We start from the raw sequence: 18,262 nt of genomic DNA on the forward strand, positions 1-18,262 counted from the left end.
CTGCTCCTGCGGTTTAATCTCAAGGGTGAGGTCTGGTGTTGCGGCTGAGCTAGCGCGTTGTTCCTGCAACTTCGGCCTGAACTTCCTTGACCACATCGCTGTGGCCGCCGAGCTGTTCCAGTTCGTGCGCAAGCTCGGCAAGTTCGGCACCGCCTGCCATTTGGGCCGTCAGCTCATCGAGGGTGATGTCCTTCTTGTCGTAGTAGCCGATTGACTTGCCGCGTTTGAGCAGCAGGAACCGGTCACCGACGGGGAAGGCGTGGTGGGGGTTGTGGGTGATGAAGATGACGCCCAGGCCCCGGTCCCGTGCCTGCAGGATGTAGCGGAGCACCACGCCTGACTGCTTGACGCCGAGAGCGGCGGTGGGCTCGTCCAGGATCAGGACCTTCGCGCCGAAGTACACCGCCCGGGCGATCGCAACGCATTGACGTTCGCCGCCGGAGAGCTGGCCGATGGGCTGCTCCACGTCGCGGAGGTCGATGCCCATCTCCGCGAGTTCCTTCTTGGTGATGTCCTTCATCTTCTGGACGTCCAGGCTCTTGAACGGGCCGAAGCCGCTGGTCAGCTCCGAGCCGAGGAAGAAGTTGCGCCAGATAGGCATCAGCGGAACCACGGCGAGGTCCTGGTAGACAGTGGCGATGCCGGCGTCCAGTGCATCCCGGGGAGAATCGAATTTCCGTTCCTCACCCATGATGTGGAGGACGCCTTCATCGTGCTGATGGAGGCCCGCGATGATCTTGATCAAAGTGGACTTGCCTGCGCCGTTGTCCCCGAGCACACAGGTGACGCGGCCGTTATCAACAGCCATGGTGACATCACGGAGGGCCACGATGTTGCCGTAATGCTTCCCGACATTCTCCAGGGACAGCAAATGCACCGGTGTGTGGGTCAGCGGGTCCTTCTCGTCCTTGAGCAGTTGCTGCTGGTCTATCTGTTTGGCGTTCATAGTGAAAACCCCTCTACTTAAGTTCCGCGCGACGCTTGACGATCAGGTTGACGATAGTGGCGAGCAGCAGCATGAGCCCCAGGAAGAACTTGAACCAGTCCGGGTTCCACTGCGCGTAAACAATGCCCTTGTTGGCCATCCCGAAGATGAAGGCACCGATGGCGCCGCCTACCGCCGACCCATAGCCGCCGGTCAGGAGACAGCCGCCGATCACCGCAGCGATGATGTAGAGGAACTCATTGCCCACGCCCTCACCGGACTGCACCGAGTCGAAGGCGAACAGATTGTGCATTCCGAGGATCCAGCCGCAGAAGCCAACTGCCATGAAGAGTCCGATTTTGGTGGCCTTGACAGGAACACCCACAGCGCGGGCTGCGTTCGAATCGCCGCCAACGGCGAAGATCCAGTTGCCCACCTTGGTGCGGAGCAGCACCCATGAGGCCACGGCCACAAGGGCGATCCAGATAAACACCGTGATCTTCACGTCTACGCTGCCGATCGTGACGGAGGAGGCGAAGATGGCTTGGGCAGACTTGAAACCGTCCATGTTGGAGATCGACGGTGACGAGACCGAGCCGCCGATGAGCCGGGTCAGGCCCAGGTTCAGACCGGTCAGCATGAGAAAGGTTGCCAGCGTGACGATGAAGCTGGGGAGTTTGGTCTTCATCAGGATCCAGCCGTTGACGAAACCAATGGCTACGGAAACCACCAGCGCCAGGATGACGCCCACCCAGACGTTAGTGGAGAAGTACCAGCTGAACATTGACGCCGTGAGGGCCGAGCTGATGACTGCCACACCGGTGGAGAGATCAAACTCCCCACCGATCATCAGCAGGGATACCCCAACGGCCATGATGCCAATGGTCGAGCTGCCGTAAAGGACGGTTGCAATCGCGTTCGGCTGGAGGAACGTCTGGGATACGAGTGCAAAAAAGACAAACAGTACGACGGCGCCAACCAGCGCCCCTACTTCGGGACGCCCCAGCAGGTTCTGGAGAGGATTGCGGACGGCCACGCGTTCATCGACGGCAGGTGGTCGGATCAAAGTCTGAGTCATGATGGTTCTCCTTAGTGCCTGGCCCGGGAGCTCCCGGGCCAGGCTGGAAAGCTGATCTAGCGGATGCCTGCTTCGGTGAACTTGAGGGCGTCAGTGGCTGCAGCCTTATCGATAATGGCCGGTCCGGTCAGCACAGGCTGTCCGCCGCCGATCTTGAATCCGCCGCGCTTGTTCTGCCAGAGGGAGTCGATGGCGCCATACCCTTGGAGCCACGGCTGCTGATCCACAGTGAATTCGATCTCGCCATCCGCGATCTTCTTGGCAAGCTCCGCGTTCAGGTCGAATGAGGCAACCTTGGCCTTGCTGCCCGCCGAGGAAATGGCCTTCAGGATGGTCAGCGTGTAGGGAGCTCCCAGCCCGATGACGACGTCCACATCGGCTGTGGCCTGGAGCTTGGCAGTGACAGTGGAGGAAACCTGGGTCATGTCCGTTCCCGTCACATACAGGATTTCAGTACCGGGTACCTTGGCCTTGACGCCGCCACAACGGGCCTCAAGTCCTACGTGGCCCTGCTCCTGGATCACACAAACCGGATGCTTGAGGCCTAGGGAATTCAGCTTGGTTCCAACGGCTTCACCCGCCAGCTTTTCGTTCGAGCCGAAGTGGGTAAAAGCACCCAGCTGGGCAGAGACGGATTCACCGGCGTTGAGGCTCACAATGGGAATCCCTGCGTCTGCGGCCTTCTTCAGGGCGTCCTTGAGTGCGTCCGGCTTAGCCAAGGTCACGGCAATACCGTCAACCTTCTGGTCCACGGCCTGCTCAATCAATTGAGCCTGCCGGCCACCTTCGGGATCCGAGGTGTAGAGGAGTTCCACATTGTCCTTTGCGGCTGCTTCCTCAGCACCCTTGCGGACGATGTCCCAGAACGTATCGCCCGGCGCGGCGTGCGTGATCAAGGCAATCTTGATCCTGTCCGTGGAAGCCACCTGACCGGCTGCGCCTGCATTCCCTGAATCGGAGGGCTTGCCTCCCGTGCTCGAGCAAGCACTTACGGCCAGTAATGGAACAACGGCCGCCGCCAGGACAACCTTCCGCCACGAAAATCTCTTCACGTTGATCTCCTTTATTCGGCTCCCGTCGTCAGCTCCGTCGCTTCAGCCCGCTTGCCGTCTGTAGATGATCTTGGTGAGTGGCAGGAACAAAGTCAATAGTTTGTCCTGACATTAGGATGTTTATACGAAGTTAAGCGCTTTCCCTGGCAGTTATTACTACCGGCGCGGTGGCCGCCTGCTATTATTCAAAAAAGGCAGTATGTCCTATCAAGCGAACATGCAACCTGACAGGAGCGGCCCTGGACGCAGATGGCCGCAGCAAAAGGGAGCGCTCATGGCGAAGCAGCTAAATCTCAGTATCGACCGCTCATCCCCAGTGCCGCTTTACCATCAGGTGGTTCAGGGCATTGAGTCAGCAATCCATTCCGGGCTGTTGGAGCCCGGCAGCCGACTTGAAAACGAAATTGACCTCGCCGCCCAGCTCAACCTTTCCCGGCCCACCATGCGCAAGGCCATGGATGAACTGGTCCGCTCGGGGCTGCTGGTCCGTAAACGTGGAGTGGGGACGCAGGTGGTTTCCAGCCAGGTCCGCCGGCCCCTTGAACTCTCCAGCCTTTACGACGACCTGAAGAACAACGGCAGCAAGCCCACAACGGATGTCCTGATGTTCGCCCATGACGAGGCCGATGCTCCCACGAGGGAAGCGCTGCACTTACCGGCCGGCGCCAAGGTCTACCACTTCACAAGGCTCAGGAAGGTAGGCGGAAAACCGCTTGCCCTGATGGAGAACTGGGTGCGTGACGATATCACCACCATCAGCGAGGACCTTCTAAGGGAACAGGGTCTGTACGCCATCCTTCGAAACGCCGGCGTCAATTTCCGCTTGGCAACGCAGCGCATCGGGGCATTGGTGGCCAACGACTACCAGGCTCCCTTGCTCGAAACGCAGGTTGGCTCGGCGCTCGTGAGCATGGAGCGCACCGCCGTGGATGACACCGGACGCAATGTGGAGACGGGTCATCACGTTTACCGGGCGGATTCCTACAGTTTTGAAATGACACTCGTCCAGCGCTGAGCGAGGACCGACACGAACCGGAGAGTTTACTTATGGCCGAATGGGTGTACCCACTGGGAACCGCTGCTGAAGGTGAGTGGGACGTCTCGCTCGGAACCTCGGACTCATCCCTCGCTGTTGAAGGATGGGAACATACGGGGCTGAAGGTAGCCACATTGGCCGCGGGCTCCGCCGTCGAGCTTCCCCCAGCAGCTGAGGAACGGATCGTCATCCCCCTCAGCGGAGCCTTCGCCGTTTCCGTGGATGGCCGTAAGCATGAGTTGATGGGCCGGGCCAACGTCTTCAGCGGACCCAGCGATGTGCTGTATTCAGGCGCCGGCAAGGCCGTCACCATTTCAACGGCCGACGGCGGGAGGGTGGCGATTGCGACCGCCCCCGCCAAGGTGGAGTACCCCACGAGGCTTATCGCTGCCGCTGAAATCCCGGTGGAACTCCGCGGAGCCGGCAACTGCTCGCGCCAGGTCCATAATTTCGGCACGCCGGCGGCCCTGGAGGCCGACCGCTTCATCGTCTGCGAGGTCATCACTCCCGCAGGTAACTGGTCCTCCTACCCTCCCCACAAGCACGATGAGGAGAAAGAGGGCGAAACCTGCCTCGAGGAGATCTACTACTTCGAGACGCAGGTGGCTGCCGGCGGTTCCAGCGATGCCGATGCCATCGGTTACCAGCGGGTCTACGCCTCAGACGAACGCCCCATCAACGTCACGGCAGAGGTCCGTACCGGCGACGTGGTCCTGGTCCCGTATGGCTGGCATGGACCCGCCATGGCTGCACCCGGCTATGACCTGTACTACCTCAACGTCATGGCAGGTCCGGGACGGGTCCGCGACTGGCTCATCAGCGATGACCCCCATCACGGCTGGATCAGGCAGGCCTGGGAGGGCCAGGACGTGGATTCACGGCTGCCCTTCGGAGGCTAGGTGTTATGGGACCAGTGACGGATCAGGTTCTTTGCTTTATGCGCTGACCTTTTGCGCGTACTGCTTGATGGTTTCCAGCTGGTAGCGGGAAACCTCCTCGGCGGCATCGTCTTCAGCAAAGACGCTGGAAACCATGACGGTGTTGTCCCTGTCCAGGAAGCCGATCTCCTTCAGGCCGCCAAAGAACTCGTCCCAGTTGACGTCGCCGTCGCCGATTTTGAGGTGCTGGTGCACCCGGACAGGATTGCCCGGCGGATTGGTGATGTAGCGCAGCCCATGCGAGGCGTGGTGGTCCATGGTGTCCGCAACATGCACCAGGCGCAGCTTGTCCCCCGCCGCCCTCATGATCTCCAGCGCAGCGTCCTTCATGTGGAAGCTGTGCGAAGCGACGTACACCAGCCCCACGTTCTTGGAGTTGAGCCCCCGGATCACCCGGATCGCGGCCAGCCCTTCTTCCACAAAATCGTCCGGATGCGGGTCGATGAGCAGGTCGATCCCTTCGCGTTCAATGATGGGCAGGAGCTCCTCCATGGAACGGTAGAAGGCACGCTCGGACTCTTCAGCCTTCTCCGGGCGTCCGCTGAACTCGGTGTTGATGGTCCCCACGCCGAGGTCCACCGTGATCTGGATGGCGCGTTTCCAGTATCGGACGGCTGCCTCACGGGCATCCTCGTCCGGACCGGACCAGCGCAGCACCGGCAGGACCGAGGCGATTTCAATACCGGCGTCCTTGCTGGCCTTCTTCAGTTGGCCCACCAGCTCGTCGTCAGCCTTGGGATGGTTGAAGAACGGGATGAAATCGGCATGCGGTGTCAGCTGCATGTACTGATAGCCGAGATCGGCCACCAGCCTGGGAAATTCCAGCAGGGTGTGGCTGTGATGGAAGGGCGTGGGATCAAGAGCTATTTTCATGCGGGCACTCCGTCGCGGTCTAGTTGTAGAGTGCGGGTTTGGCGTTCAGCTTGACCGCTACCTTCTCGCCGTTTTTCTGGGCTTCCACACCGGCTTCGCAGCAGGCGGCGGTGGCATACCCGTCCCAGGCGGAAGGGCCGCCGAGTTCACCGCGGCGCGCCGCATCCACCCAGGACTGGATTTCGACGTCGTATGCCGCCACGAAACGCTCCTCGAAGCCGGCGGTCACCTGGCCGCCCCAGCGTCCGGCGGTGCGCGTGTACAGGCCGCGGTCGCCGCCGATGCTGACAATGCCCTCCTCGAAGGTGGCTTGCGTCGCAACTTCATAGCCGAAGCGCGCGTTGACGAAGATTTCCACATCGGCGAGGACGCCGGACTCAGTTTCGATCAGAACGTGCTGCGGATCGTGCTGGCCTGCCGGAGCGTTCCTACTGGCCTTGCCGAGCCGGACCTGCACACTGGTGATTTCCTCGCCCGTAAAGAAGCGGACGGCGTCGAACTCGTGGACCACAGAGTCGTTGATGAGCATCTCGTTTGTAAATCCCGGCGGAGTGTCCGGGTTCCGGTGCTGGTGGTGCAGCATCAGCAGTTCGCCCAGATCGCGGTTGCGGATCACGCTGCCCAAGGCAGCATATTCGGCGTCGTAGCGACGCATGAATCCGACCTGGATGAGCTTCTGTCCCAGCTCCTCCTCTGCCTCCACTATCCGCCACGCTGACCCGGCGTCCGGAGTTAAGGGCTTTTCACACAGAATGGGGAAACCCTTGGGCAGCGCTTTGAGCAGAATGTCCTCATGCAGGAAGCCCGGGGTTGCGATCAGGACGGCGTTGACGTCGCCATTGTTCAGGGCCTCCTCGGCATCTGTCAGAGCCACGGCTCCCGGAATGTCCGCCACTGTCGACTGGGCGCGTGCCAGGTCAACGTCGACGACGGCGGCGACTTCAGCGCCGTTGATGCGGCTGTTGAGTCGCTGGATATGGTCAGCGCCCATGCGGCCGGCGCCGATGACAGCAACGCGAAGGGTTTCAGTCATTTGTTCGTTCCTTTGAGTGAAAGTTGCTAGTTGACTGCGGTGCGTGAGCCGCAGGAGAGCAGGTAGTTACGCGTGCGCTTGGCGATTGGCATGGGCACGTCAAAAGCCACGGGATACATATCCTGTTCCACGATGCCAAAGATCGGCCGGTTCAATGCCTCCACAGCGTCAATGACCGCGCGGAGATCGGGCAGCCCACCGGGCGGCTCCGTCATAACACCGGCCAGGTTGGCGGCCGCCCAGGTCATGTTCTCCTCGTTCACCTTTTTCAGGATGTCCGGGTTGATCTGCTTCAGGTGGAGGTACCCAATGCGGTCCGGGTAATTTTTGATGAGGTCCAGGCTGGAAGCGCCGCAGTATTCAGCGTGGCCGGTGTCCAGGCACAGGTTGAGGTACTGGCTGTCGGTGGACGCCAGGAGGGTCTCGATGTCCTCCTGCGCTCCGACATGGGAATCGGCGTGCGAGTGGAACTGCTGCTTCAGGCCGAAGTCCTCCAGGAGAGTTTTGCCCAGCCGGTTGTGGCCTTCGAAGAGATCGCTCCAGCTCTTATCGGTCAGCTCTCCGCTTTCCACCGCTTCCCCAGTAACGTCATCGCGCCACATCGCGGGGATCACCACTATATGCTCACCGCCCATGGCCGCAGTGAGTTCGGCAACCTTGCGGGCTGGTTCCCAAGCAGTTTCCCACTGGTCCAGCCCCCGGTGGAAGGCGGTGAACACTGTTCCTGCGGTGACTTTCAGATCCCGCTGTTTTAGTTCCTCGGCCAGCCGTGCCGGGTCTGTGGGCAGGTACCCGTACGGGCCCAGCTCAATCCACTTGTAACCGGATTCCGCCACTTCATCCAGGAAACGTTCCCATGGAGTCTGCTTGGGGTCGTCTGCAAACCAGACACCCCAGGAGTCCGGGGCCGTCCCGATAATCAGCTTGTTCTCAGTCATTGCTGTTCCTTTTGCGTCGAGTGCTGAGTTGATGCCCTTTTGGAGGCTCAAAAGGGCATCTGCTCAGCAATCGCTGTTGGGTGGGGGTTAGTTGGAGGGGAAGTTGTAGGAGGCGCCGGAGGCGTGGGTGGGTTCGGGCCAGCGGGAGGTGACCACTTTGCCGCGGGTGTAGAAGGAGACGCCTTCGGGGCCGTAGATGTGTTTGTCCCCGAAGAGTGAGGCTTTCCACCCGCCGAAGGAGTGATGCGCCACCGGGACCGGCAAGGGCACGTTGATCCCGATCATGCCCACATCCACCGAGCGCTGGAACTTCCGGGCGTTCGCTCCGGAGGAGGTGAAGATCGCCGTGCCGTTCCCGTACGGGTTCGCGTTGATCAGGGCGATCCCCTCCTCCAGGCTGTTGACCCGCACGACGACGAGCACAGGTCCGAAGATCTCCTCCGTGTACGCGCTCATCTCCTTGCTGACGTGGTCGATCACTGTCGGGCCCACCCAGAACCCGTCCTCGTGCCCGGGAACCACCAGGTCCCGGCCATCAACCACCATCGCGGCCCCGGCCGTTTCGGCTTCGGTGACGATCCGCACAATCCTGTCCCTGGACTCCGGCGTGATCACCGGCCCCATCTCCGCCCCGGACACCCTCCCGTTGTCCACCTTCACAGCCAGCGCCCGCTCCTGAACCTTTTCCACCAGCAGGTCAGCGGCATCCCCCACGGCGACAGCGACGGAGATCGCCATGCACCGCTCCCCGGCCGAGCCGAACGCTGCCGCGGCCAGGTGGTCAGCGGCGTTATCCAGATCAGCATCCGGCAACACAATCGCGTGGTTCTTCGCCCCGCCCAACGCCTGGACCCGCTTGCCATGCTTCGTGGCCGTCTCATGCACATACCGGGCAATCGGAGTGGACCCGACAAAAGAAATCCCGTCCACATCAGGGTGGGTCAACAACCCGTCCACGGTGTCCTTCCCGCCATGCAGAACCTGGAACACCCCGTCCGGCAACCCCGCGTCCTTCCACAGCTTCGCGAGCAGCATCGACGCCGACGGATCCCGCTCCGAAGGCTTAAGGATGAACGCGTTCCCCGTCGCGATCGCCATCGGCGCCATCCACAACGGAACCATCACCGGGAAATTAAACGGCGTGATCCCCGCAACCACACCCAACGGCTCCCGGAACGAAAACACATCAATGCCCGTGGACACCTGGTCCGAGTAGTCGCCCTTAAGGAGCTGCGGGATGCCGCAGGCGAACTCGATGACTTCCAGGCCGCGGCCGATCTCGCCCTTGGCGTCGGAGAGGACCTTGCCGTGCTCGGCAGTGATCAGTTCGGCGAGATCGTCCACGTGGGAGGCGACGAGTTCGCGGAACTTGAAGAGCACGGCGGTGCGCTTGGCGAGGGAGATGTCACCCCAGCTGTCGGCGGCGGCACGCGCCGCTGCCACCGCCGCATCCAAATCAGCACGATTCGCCAACCGCAACTCCCCCGACACAGCACCAGTCGCAGGATTGTAAACAGGCTGGGTACGGTCACCCATACCCGGCGTTTCCGCCCCATTGATGAAGTGATTGATCGTGGTGGTGCTTTGGTCTGTGATAACAGTCATGATGCTCTTCCTTGAGTTCTCGAAAGTCGAAGGGGGATTCAGCCGAGCAGCTTGCGCTGGCGGGTTTTGTGATCTGTGTAGGTTTTGAAGGCCTGCCGGGTGGATTCGAGCTCGGAGACCTGGGAGACGGGAACATCCCACCAGGATTCAGAGGCGGGAGCGTCCAATAGCGGGTCGGATTCCACGTGGATAAGGATGGGACCGCCCTGTTCCGGCGCAGCCTTGGCATCGCGAACGGCCTGCTCGAGTTCGGCGATGACCTTCTCCCCTGGTTCAATGCGAATGACCTTCACGCCCAGGCTTTCGGCATTCAGGGCCAGGTCAACGGGCAGTGTTTCGCCGTCGTCGAAGCTGTGCTGTTCCTCATCCAGCGCCCTGTACTGGGTGCCGAAACGCTGGGAACCGAGGGATTCTGACAGCGAGCCGATGGAGGCGTAGCCGTGGTTCTGGATCAGGACCACGATCAGCTTGATGCGTTCGGCGACGGCGGTAACCAGTTCGGTGTGCATCATCAGATAGGAGCCGTCCCCTACCATGACCACCACATCCCGGGAAGTTCCGCCCGCGGCGGCTTCGGCCAGCGCCGCACGCTTGACGCCCAACCCGCCGGGGATCTCGTAGCCCATGCAGGAATAGGCGTATTCGACGTGGTACCCGAACGGGTCGCGGACGCGCCACATCTTGTGAAGGTCGCCAGGGAGGGAACCCGCAGCGCAGATCACAACGTCCTGGGCGTCCATGGCCCTGTTGGTGGCACCGATGATCTCGTTCTGAGCGGGCAGCGGAGTGAAGCGTGTATCGAAGGCCTCATCGACCGTGGTGTCCCAACGCTGCTTCTCCATCGCAATGGACTGCTCCAGGTCAGCGCCGATGCGATATCCGCCCAGGGCCTGGTTCAGCTTTACCAGCGCCTTGCGCGCATCGGCGACGATCGGCAGGGAGGTGCCGTGCTTGTAGGCATCGATGGGAGCCACGTTGAGGTTGATGAACTTGACATCCGGGTTCTGAAACGCCGTGCGGGAAGCGGTAGTGAAGTCTTCGTAGCGGGTACCGATCCCGATGATGAGGTCCGCTTCGGCAGCAATGGTGTTAGCCGCCGTCGTGCCCGTGGATCCGATGGCCCCCAGCGAATACGGGTGATCCCAGGGCAGGACGCCGACGCCGGCCTGGGTGTTGCCCACGGGGATTCCCGTGAGTTCGGCCAACCTTGCAAGTTCGTCATTGGCGTAGGCGTAGAGCACCCCGCCGCCGGCAATGATCAGGGGACGCTTCGCGGCCCGGATGGCAGCGGCCGCCCGGCGGATGTCGTCGTCGTCGGCCTCTGGACGGCGAATGCGCCACTCACGCTCGGCAAGAAATTCCTCCGGGACGTCCAAGGCTTCGGCCTGGACGTCCTGCGGAAGCGAAATGGTGACCGCCCCGGTCTCGGCGGGGTCGGTTAGGACCCGCAACCCGTGGTGGAACGCCGAAAACAGCTGCTCCGGCCGGGAGACGCGGTCAAAGAACTTCGACAATGGCCGGAACGCGTCATTGACGGTGATGTCGTAGGCGTAGGGCTGCTCAAGCTGCTGCAGGACCGGGTCCGCGGCGCGGGTGGCGAAGGTGTCGCTGGGAAGCAGCAGAACCGGAAGCCTGTTGGCGGTTGCCAGCGCCGCGCCGGTGAGCAGGTTGGAGGAACCAGGACCGATCGAGGTACTGACGGCGAACGTCTGGCGCCGGCGCGTGTGCCGGGCGTAGCCCACAGCCTGGTGAACCTGGGCCTGTTCGTTTCGTCCTTGGTAGTACGGCATGATGCGCGGATCCTGCTGCTGGTACTGCTTCAGGGCCTGGCCCACTCCGGCAACATTGCCGTGGCCAAAAATCCCGAACGTTCCGGGGATAAGCCGTTCGCGGTAGTCCAATCCCCCGATGGAGTCGACTGTGTACTGCTGTGACAGATATTCGACGACGGCCTGGGCAACCGTCATTCTGCGTGTAGCTGATGCCATAAGAGTTACTCCGATACTTCTGCTGGTGTGCCAACGCTGGTATGGCTGAGGCGGCTGTGCCGGAGCAGGGAAGCGGCAGTGGCTACGGCGCCGGTCACGTCCCCATCCTGCGGGTAGAGCAAGGTACGCCCTACAGTCAGGCCCTGCACGTTGGGCAACGACAACGCTGCCTCCCAGCTGGCGAAGATCTCATCCTGGCTTCCGTCCGGATCTCCACCCAGCAGCACGGTGGGCATGGTGGTGGCGGCCATAACCCGTTCCATGTCGGCTACAACAGGGAGCTTCATCCAGGTGTAGGCGCTGGTTGATCCCAGCCCCTCGGCGATGGCCACCGACTTGATGACGGCTTCGGTGGAGAGGTCGTTGCGCACCCGGCCATTCTCGCGCAGGGAGAGGAACGGCTCCACCATGGCTATCAGCTTGCGCTCTGCGAGCGAATCGATGGCCTGCGCTGTGGCTTCGAGAAGCGATACCGTGTCCGGATCATTGAGGCAGATACGCGTAAGCATCTTGCCACCGTCTGCACCCAGCGCCTCAAGGGCAGCCGCGGTGTGGCCGGTGAAGCGGTCATCGAACTCGTTGACCAGACCCGCCAGGCCGCCTCTGTTCATCGAACCGAACATGAGCTTGCCGTCGAGGGCGCCCAGCAGGAGCAGGTCATCCATCACATCCGGGGAGGCCAGGATCCCGTCGACGTCGGGGTTGGCAAGGGCTATCTGTAGGCGGTCCAGGAGTTGGCGGCGGTCCGCCATGGCTATTGGATCAGCGCCAACGCTCAAGGCTCCCCGTGCGGGATGATCGGCAGCGACTATGAAATTCTGTTTGCCGTATTTAGGGCCCGGATGGCGGCGCCGCGCTTTGGCTGCGCGCGCTATTGCATCGGGATCCTCAAGCCGGATGGTGCTCAAGTGCTCATAGCGGCGGGGATCGTCGTTGACCGCCCCCGTGACGTTTCCGGCAGCGACAGTCACAGGGACGCTCCTTCTGCGGCGTAGTCGCCCTTGGCGTACTCCGCGGGGACGAGGCGTCCGCGTTCCGACAGCAGGGAGGTCACCTCGGCCGGCGTGGGCATCGCATCTGCGCAGGAGAGCCGGGAGGCTACGATGGCCCCGGCCGCGTTGGCGTAGTCCAGGATCTGAGGAAGGGGCCAGCCGGCAAGGAGTCCGTGGCAGAAGGCGCCTCCAAAGGAGTCACCGGCACCCAGGCCGTTGACAGTGACAACGGGTACGGGCGCGGAGACAACACGTTCAGTCCGTGTCTTGGCCATTACACCCTCCGGCCCGAGTTTCACCACAGCAATTTCGACGCCGGCGGCGAGCAGGCGGTCTGCCTGCTCGTCCGGCGTGCCCTCGCCTACAGCCACTGCGCATTCCTTGTCATTGCCGATGGCTACAGTGACGTGTGGCAGCACCTTCGCAATCTCCGTGCGCGCCGCCGCCTCGTCGGGCCAGAACATGGGGCGGTAATCGAGGTCAAGGATGGTGTGCTGCCCCGGTTTTAGGCCGGCGCGGGGCCTGGCCAGGAGGGCCCGTAGGTGGGCTTCCCTGCTGGGCTCCTGGCAGAGGCCCGTCACGGTGGACCAGAAAATTCCGGCACCCTGGATCGCGGCCAAGTCCAGCTCATCACCCTTGATCTGCAGGTCCGGCGCTGTTGGAAAACGGTAAAAATAGAGGGGAAAGTCGTCCGGGGGCTTGATTGCGCAGAAGGTTACCGGCGTCGGCCATTCCTTGACCGGGAGGACAAAGGAATCATCAACGTTGAACTTGCGGAGTTCCCTGTGCAGGTAGTTCCCGAAGGCATCGTCGCCGGTACGGGTGATCACTGCCGTCCGCCGTCCGTGGCGGGCCGCCGCGACGGCGACGTTGGAGGGGGAGCCGCCGAGGTACTTTCCGAAAGACGTCACATCCTCAAGGTCAACGCCAATATCGTTCGGGTAGATGTCTACACTGATTCGCCCGATCGTGAGCAGTTCGTGGGTCACGGTAATCGCGGACCTTTCTGGTTTCAACTCTGTACCTCCAGCAGCCAGGGTTCCGGCAATTTCAGCCCCGTTCGAAGCGGAACTACACGCTCTACTTTGCCCTATGTCCAATGTCCTGTCAAAGGTTTGTACTGACATATTTACAACTTGTTTTTTGCAAAAAAATGAACTCCGGCCCTTGCGGTTCTCCCACTCAGTGAATAGTCTTAAACAACCGATAGGTTGATAAAGCTACTAGTTGATTATGCTTCAATGAGCGAAGAAATGGAGGTGGGAAACCGGAATGGACGGCGACGACGCACTCCTCAACTTGGCATTCCTTGCCTTGGCTGATCCGGTGCGCCGCCGCATCATCTCCCGCCTCAGCCGGGGGCCTGCCACGGTCAACGAACTGGCCGAACCGTTCGAGATCACCAAGCAGGCCATCTCGAAACACATCCAGGTTCTCGAACAGGCACAGCTGGTCACCCGGACCCGTGATGCCCAGCGCCGGCCCGTGCACCTGAATCCCGCACAGCTTGAGGCCCTTACTGCATGGATTGACCAGTACCGTCTGGTCCGCGAGGGGCAGTTCCGAAACCTCGATGCCGTGCTCCGTTCCAATGCCGCCGCGAGCGGCAAAGAGGCAAAGGACTAATCATGAGTAACGCCCTGCAACTCACCGTGCCGGACGGTGTGCCCTTTATTGACTTCGAACGCGAATTCGATTTCCCGGTGGCCGACGTCTTCCAGGCCCACAAGAACCCTGAACTGATCGCTCAGTGGCTCGGTCCGCATGGCACCAATGTGGAGATCGATCACTACGATTTTCGAAGTGGAGGCGGCTACCGGTACCACCACACCGGCCCCGACGGCGTGAGCTACGCCTTCAGCGGCATCTTCCACACAGTGCGCGAGAATGACTTCGCCATCCAGACGTTCGAGTTCGACGGTTATCCGGATGTAGTCAGCATAGAGTTCCTCACTTTTGAGGATCTGGGTGGCAACAGGAGCCGGCTGAGGGGCCACTTAGTTTACCCCAGCCAGGAAGCCCGCGACGGCGTGGCCGCCTCCGGCATGGAAGGCGGTATGTCTGAGGGTTACGAGCGTCTGGATGAGCTCCTCGGGAGTTCAGAGGCTGCCGGCAACACCGAATCAGGGAGGGTTCGGGCATGACGAATCAGCTGAAGCTTACAGTTCCGGAGGAATCCCCATACGTGGACTACGAGCGCGAGTTCGATTTCCCGGCAGCGTCCGTCTTCCAGGCCCATTCCGACCCCACCGTCTTCGTTCAGTGGATCGGGCCTCGCGGCCTGAATACCAGAATTGACACCTTCGATTGCCGGCCCGGAGGAGCCTACCGCTTCGTCCAAAGCGGCGACGACGGCGTCGAGTACGCCTTCCGCGGCGTCTTCCACACTGTCCGCGAAAATGAGTTCGTCCTGCAGACCTTTGAGTTCGAGGGCTACCCCGGGGACATCGTGACGCTGGAGTATTCCACCTTCGAAGACCTCCCGGACGGGCGTTCACGGCTTACCGGCCGGTCGCTTTATCCAAGCTTTGAGTCCCGGGAGCGCTATCTGAAGGACGGTATGGAATCAGGAGTAGCCGCGGGCTACGAGCAATTGGACGAGCTCCTGGGTGCTTAGGAACCACGCCTTAAAGTACGATGGCGTCCGGTCACCTTCCCTAAGAAGGTGACCGGACGCCATCCCCAGGCGCTCCCACCGCTCGCAAGCTCGCAGCGGGTCCCTCGCGCCTGTGGGCCCTGGTTTGTAGTGCCTAGAGGGCTGCGTAAACCTCGCGCAGCAGCTTGGCGGTCTCGGACGGCGTCTTGCCGACCTTCACGCCGGCTGCTTCGAGGGCTTCCTTCTTGGCCTGGGCGGTACCGGCGGAGCCGGAGACGATGGCGCCTGCGTGGCCCATGGTCTTGCCTTCAGGAGCGGTGAAGCCAGCGACGTAGCCGACTACCGGCTTGGTGACGTTGGCCTTGATGAAGTCAGCGGCGCGCTCTTCAGCGTCGCCACCGATTTCGCCGATCATGACGATCGCCTTGGTCTCGGGATCGGCTTCGAACGCGGCCAGTGCATCGATGTGCGTGGTGCCGATAACCGGGTCTCCGCCAATGCCGATGGCAGTGGAGAAACCGAGGTCGCGGAGCTCGTACATCATCTGGTAGGTCAGGGTGCCTGACTTGGATACCAGGCCGATGGGGCCCTTGCCCGTGATGTTTGCCGGGGTGATGCCAACGAGGGCCTCACCCGGGGTGATGATGCCGGGGCAGTTCGGTCCGATGATGCGCGTGACCTGGTTGCCTTCGGCGTCAACCTTGGACTGTGCCAATGCCCAGAACTCAGCTGAGTCCTGTACAGGAACGCCTTCGGTGATGACGACGACCAGGCCGATGCCTGCCTCAATGGCTTCGACGACGGCGTTCTTGGTGAATGCCGGCGGGACGAAGACGATGGAAACGTCAGCGCCAGTCTCGGCCATGGCTTCCTTGACGGTGCCGAACACAGTGATTTCGTTCTCGCCGTGCAGCACGGTGGTACCGGCCTTACGGGCGTTGACGCCGCCCACAATGTTGGTGCCTGCCTTGAGCATCAGGGCGGTGTGCTTGGTGCCTTCGCCGCCGGTGATGCCCTGGACGATGACTTTGGAGTCCTTGTTCAGATAAATAGACATGTCAGTCCCTTTACTTAGCTGCGTAGGCGAGCTCGGCGGCCTTGTCGGCGCCCTCGTCCATTGTGGCGGCCAGCGTAACCAGCGGGTGGTTGGCCTCGGCCAGGATGCGGCGGCCTTCCTCGACGTTGTTGCCGTCAAGGCGGACTACCAGCGGTTTGTTGGCTGAGTGTCCCAGTTCGGCCAGTGCGCCGACGATGCCCTTTGCGACTGCGTCACAGGCCGTGATGCCACCGAAGACGTTCACGAACACAGACTTGACCTGCTCGTCGCCCAGAATGACGTCAAGACCGGCAGCCATGACCTCAGCGGAAGCTCCGCCGCCGATGTCCAGGAAGTTGGCGGGCTTGACGTTGCCGTGGTTTTCACCGGCGTAGGCTACGACGTCCAGAGTGGACATCACCAGGCCTGCACCGTTACCGATGATGCCTACTTCACCGTCCAGCTTGACGTAGTTCAGGTCCTGCTCTTTGGCCTTGGCCTCGAGAGGATCGGTGTCTTCCTTGTCTTCAAGGAGGGCGTGCTTGGCGTGGCGGAACCCGGCGTTTTCGTCCAGGGACACCTTGCCGTCCAGGGCAACGATCTCGCCCGCTCCGGTCTTGACCAGGGGGTTGACCTCCACCAGGGTGGCGTCTTCCTTCTTGAAGACATCCCAGAGCTTCAGGATGACGGCGGCGACTTTGCCGCGCAATTCCTCAGCGAAGCCTGCAGCAGCAACGATTTCGTCGGCCTTGGCCTGGTCGATTCCGACGGAGGGATCGATCGAGATCTTGGCGAGGGCTTCCGGGCGTTCGACGGCGAGCTGCTCGATTTCCATGCCGCCTTCAACCGAGCACATCGCCAGGTAGTTGCGGTTGGCCCGGTCCAGCAGGACGGAGAAATAGTACTCCTCGGCTATGTCAGCACCCTGGGCAATCATCACCTTGTTCACGGTGTGGCCCTTGATGTCCATGCCCAGGATGTTGGTGGAGTGCTCAAACGCCTCATCGGCGGACTTGGCAACCTTGACGCCGCCGGCCTTACCGCGGCCACCGGCCTTAACCTGTGCTTTAACAACAGTTACGCCGCCGATTTTCTCGGCAGCTGCCTTTGCTTCTTCAGGGGTGTGCGCCACGATGCCAGCAAGCACGGGTACACCGTGCGCCTCGAACATATCGCGCGCCTGATATTCAAACAGGTCCACGGTTTAGTGTCCTTCTACGTCGAAGTAGTTTCTGTACAGCCGGACCCCACGTACTCGCGGTTACCGGGCTGCGGATTGAAAGCACCCTGGGACAAGCTTGGAAACGAGCCACACGGCGCAGTGCTCCTCTCGGAACTCTAGTCCTTCGCGGGGACCAGCCCGTTCCAGAGTACCGGTTAAGTGAGTAAGGACACTATTCTATGGAACGTAGAAAAACTGCGTGATTACGGGGTTTTTGCGGCTTCCGCGGGGCTCGGCGAAGAACTTTTACCGCCGTCAAAAATAAGTTCGTAACGGTCCCTTGAAACGAAGAAAGCAACCCCTGCGGAGAGATTACCGCAGGCAACACCGCCGTTGTAGGCAGAGCAGCGCAACCCGTTGCGCTCAATGTTCTGGCCGTCGGCCAGAACCGGCAGCTGTGAAATCGGGCCGTTGCCTGTGCCCTTGGGCCCGGCCTCGGATTCCAGCTGGGTTACGCCGGACCGGCACTCGCCATAGCCGGCCTTTTCCGGCGACAGCAATGCAACCCCGCCCAGATACCCCATGCCGGTGCCGGCACAGTCATCCTTCACGTCAGCTGACTCTGGCTTGGGATAAACAGCAAATTCACAATGGGCCACAGGGACCGTTGGGAACTTGTTGTTGGCGCTGTCACTGAAGGCATTCTGCTCATAGGGCAGATCGATGTGTTCCCCCTTCGCGGAGGTCAGCGAGCACGCGGCGTTCCGGTCAGCTGTGGTGAAACTGATGACGTCCCCGCCCGCGGAAAAGGTGGCGGGGTCTACTAGCGGAGCCTGTTTCAGTTGCTCGAGGGCGGCCAAGGGCGGCGGGGGGACGTAATTCGGATCCTTCGCCTCAAAGCTGCAGCCGGTGGCCACCAAGAGCAGGAAGGCGGCCAATATCCCCAAAAACGTCCGTCGCATGGCTCCCATTATGCCTGCCGGGAGTCCCCCTCAACGCTCGCGAGACCC

The 18,262-nt window shown here is 61.5% G+C and carries 18 protein-coding genes; 5 read left to right on the plus strand and 13 right to left on the minus strand.

Annotation, left to right across the window (positions count from 1 at the left end):
- Positions 1 to 49: 49 nt before the first annotated feature.
- From M1E02_RS16680 to M1E02_RS16690, 3 genes are read right to left on the minus strand one after another with little or no spacing between them, the layout of a single operon-like run.
- Positions 50 to 946, minus strand: coding sequence for an ATP-binding cassette domain-containing protein (locus M1E02_RS16680; RefSeq protein ID WP_461163675.1), 897 nt, complete (start codon positions 944 to 946; stop codon positions 50 to 52).
- A gap of 13 nt (positions 947 to 959) precedes the next feature.
- Entirely contained in the window at positions 960 to 2,003 is a 1,044-nt protein-coding gene (locus M1E02_RS16685) for an ABC transporter permease (protein ID WP_479375324.1), read from the minus strand.
- Positions 2,004 to 2,059: 56 nt separating this feature from the next.
- Entirely contained in the window at positions 2,060 to 3,055 is a 996-nt protein-coding gene (locus M1E02_RS16690; protein ID WP_479375325.1) for a substrate-binding domain-containing protein, read from the minus strand.
- A 274-nt stretch (positions 3,056 to 3,329) separates the two neighbouring features.
- Between M1E02_RS16690 and M1E02_RS16695 the strand changes: the two genes are divergently transcribed.
- Entirely contained in the window at positions 3,330 to 4,070 is a 741-nt protein-coding gene (locus tag M1E02_RS16695) for a GntR family transcriptional regulator (RefSeq protein WP_479375326.1), read from the plus strand.
- A 32-nt stretch (positions 4,071 to 4,102) separates the two neighbouring features.
- Positions 4,103 to 4,990, plus strand: a complete 888-nt coding sequence (gene iolB / locus M1E02_RS16700; protein ID WP_479375327.1) for a 5-deoxy-glucuronate isomerase — start codon at positions 4,103 to 4,105, stop codon at positions 4,988 to 4,990.
- 36 nt (positions 4,991 to 5,026) lie between these two features.
- Here the strand turns inward: iolB and M1E02_RS16705 are convergent, their stop codons facing one another.
- The 7 genes from M1E02_RS16705 to iolC all read right to left on the minus strand — a co-directional run bounded on the left by M1E02_RS16705 (position 5,027) and on the right by iolC (position 13,447).
- Complete coding sequence (locus tag M1E02_RS16705; protein WP_479375328.1) at positions 5,027 to 5,902, minus strand: sugar phosphate isomerase/epimerase family protein; 876 nt, start codon at positions 5,900 to 5,902, stop codon at positions 5,027 to 5,029.
- A gap of 19 nt (positions 5,903 to 5,921) precedes the next feature.
- A complete protein-coding gene (locus tag M1E02_RS16710; RefSeq protein WP_479375329.1) occupies positions 5,922 to 6,935 on the minus strand; it encodes a Gfo/Idh/MocA family protein in 1,014 nt (337 codons plus the stop codon).
- A gap of 26 nt (positions 6,936 to 6,961) precedes the next feature.
- On the minus strand, positions 6,962 to 7,873 hold the full coding sequence (locus M1E02_RS16715; protein WP_479375330.1) for a sugar phosphate isomerase/epimerase family protein: 912 nt from the start codon (positions 7,871 to 7,873) through the stop codon (positions 6,962 to 6,964).
- An 87-nt stretch (positions 7,874 to 7,960) separates the two neighbouring features.
- On the minus strand, positions 7,961 to 9,478 hold the full coding sequence (locus M1E02_RS16720) for a CoA-acylating methylmalonate-semialdehyde dehydrogenase (protein ID WP_479375331.1): 1,518 nt from the start codon (positions 9,476 to 9,478) through the stop codon (positions 7,961 to 7,963).
- A gap of 38 nt (positions 9,479 to 9,516) precedes the next feature.
- Positions 9,517 to 11,466 carry a 3D-(3,5/4)-trihydroxycyclohexane-1,2-dione acylhydrolase (decyclizing) gene (gene iolD / locus M1E02_RS16725; RefSeq protein WP_479375332.1) on the minus strand — a complete coding sequence of 650 codons (1,950 nt, stop codon included), beginning with the start codon at positions 11,464 to 11,466 and terminating at the stop codon, positions 9,517 to 9,519.
- A 5-nt stretch (positions 11,467 to 11,471) separates the two neighbouring features.
- Positions 11,472 to 12,437, minus strand: coding sequence for a Cgl0159 family (beta/alpha)8-fold protein (locus tag M1E02_RS16730; protein ID WP_479375333.1), 966 nt, complete (start codon positions 12,435 to 12,437; stop codon positions 11,472 to 11,474).
- Positions 12,434 to 13,447, minus strand: coding sequence for a 5-dehydro-2-deoxygluconokinase (gene iolC, locus M1E02_RS16735; RefSeq protein ID WP_479375334.1), 1,014 nt, complete (start codon positions 13,445 to 13,447; stop codon positions 12,434 to 12,436). Before iolC ends, M1E02_RS16730 begins: the two co-directional genes overlap by 4 nt.
- Positions 13,448 to 13,730: 283 nt before the next feature.
- Between iolC and M1E02_RS16740 the strand changes: the two genes are divergently transcribed.
- From M1E02_RS16740 to M1E02_RS16750, 3 genes are read left to right on the plus strand one after another with little or no spacing between them, the layout of a single operon-like run.
- Positions 13,731 to 14,084 carry an ArsR/SmtB family transcription factor gene (locus M1E02_RS16740; RefSeq protein ID WP_479375335.1) on the plus strand — a complete coding sequence of 118 codons (354 nt, stop codon included), beginning with the start codon at positions 13,731 to 13,733 and terminating at the stop codon, positions 14,082 to 14,084.
- 2 nt (positions 14,085 to 14,086) lie between these two features.
- Positions 14,087 to 14,602, plus strand: a complete 516-nt coding sequence (locus M1E02_RS16745) for an SRPBCC family protein (RefSeq protein WP_479375336.1) — start codon at positions 14,087 to 14,089, stop codon at positions 14,600 to 14,602.
- Complete coding sequence (locus M1E02_RS16750) at positions 14,599 to 15,075, plus strand: SRPBCC family protein (protein ID WP_479375337.1); 477 nt, start codon at positions 14,599 to 14,601, stop codon at positions 15,073 to 15,075. Before M1E02_RS16745 ends, M1E02_RS16750 begins: the two co-directional genes overlap by 4 nt.
- 133 nt (positions 15,076 to 15,208) lie before the next feature.
- On the opposite strand, the gene sucD is transcribed toward M1E02_RS16750, so the two are convergent.
- The 3 genes from sucD to M1E02_RS16765 all read right to left on the minus strand — a co-directional run bounded on the left by sucD (position 15,209) and on the right by M1E02_RS16765 (position 18,223).
- A complete protein-coding gene (gene sucD / locus M1E02_RS16755; protein ID WP_247048407.1) occupies positions 15,209 to 16,111 on the minus strand; it encodes a succinate--CoA ligase subunit alpha in 903 nt (300 codons plus the stop codon).
- A 10-nt stretch (positions 16,112 to 16,121) separates the two neighbouring features.
- Entirely contained in the window at positions 16,122 to 17,291 is a 1,170-nt protein-coding gene (gene sucC, locus M1E02_RS16760; RefSeq protein WP_458113348.1) for an ADP-forming succinate--CoA ligase subunit beta, read from the minus strand.
- Positions 17,292 to 17,515: 224 nt separating this feature from the next.
- A complete protein-coding gene (locus M1E02_RS16765; protein WP_479375338.1) occupies positions 17,516 to 18,223 on the minus strand; it encodes a hypothetical protein in 708 nt (235 codons plus the stop codon).
- Positions 18,224 to 18,262 lie beyond the last annotated feature (39 nt).

This window comes from Arthrobacter sp. Z5-13 (genome assembly GCF_056499105.1).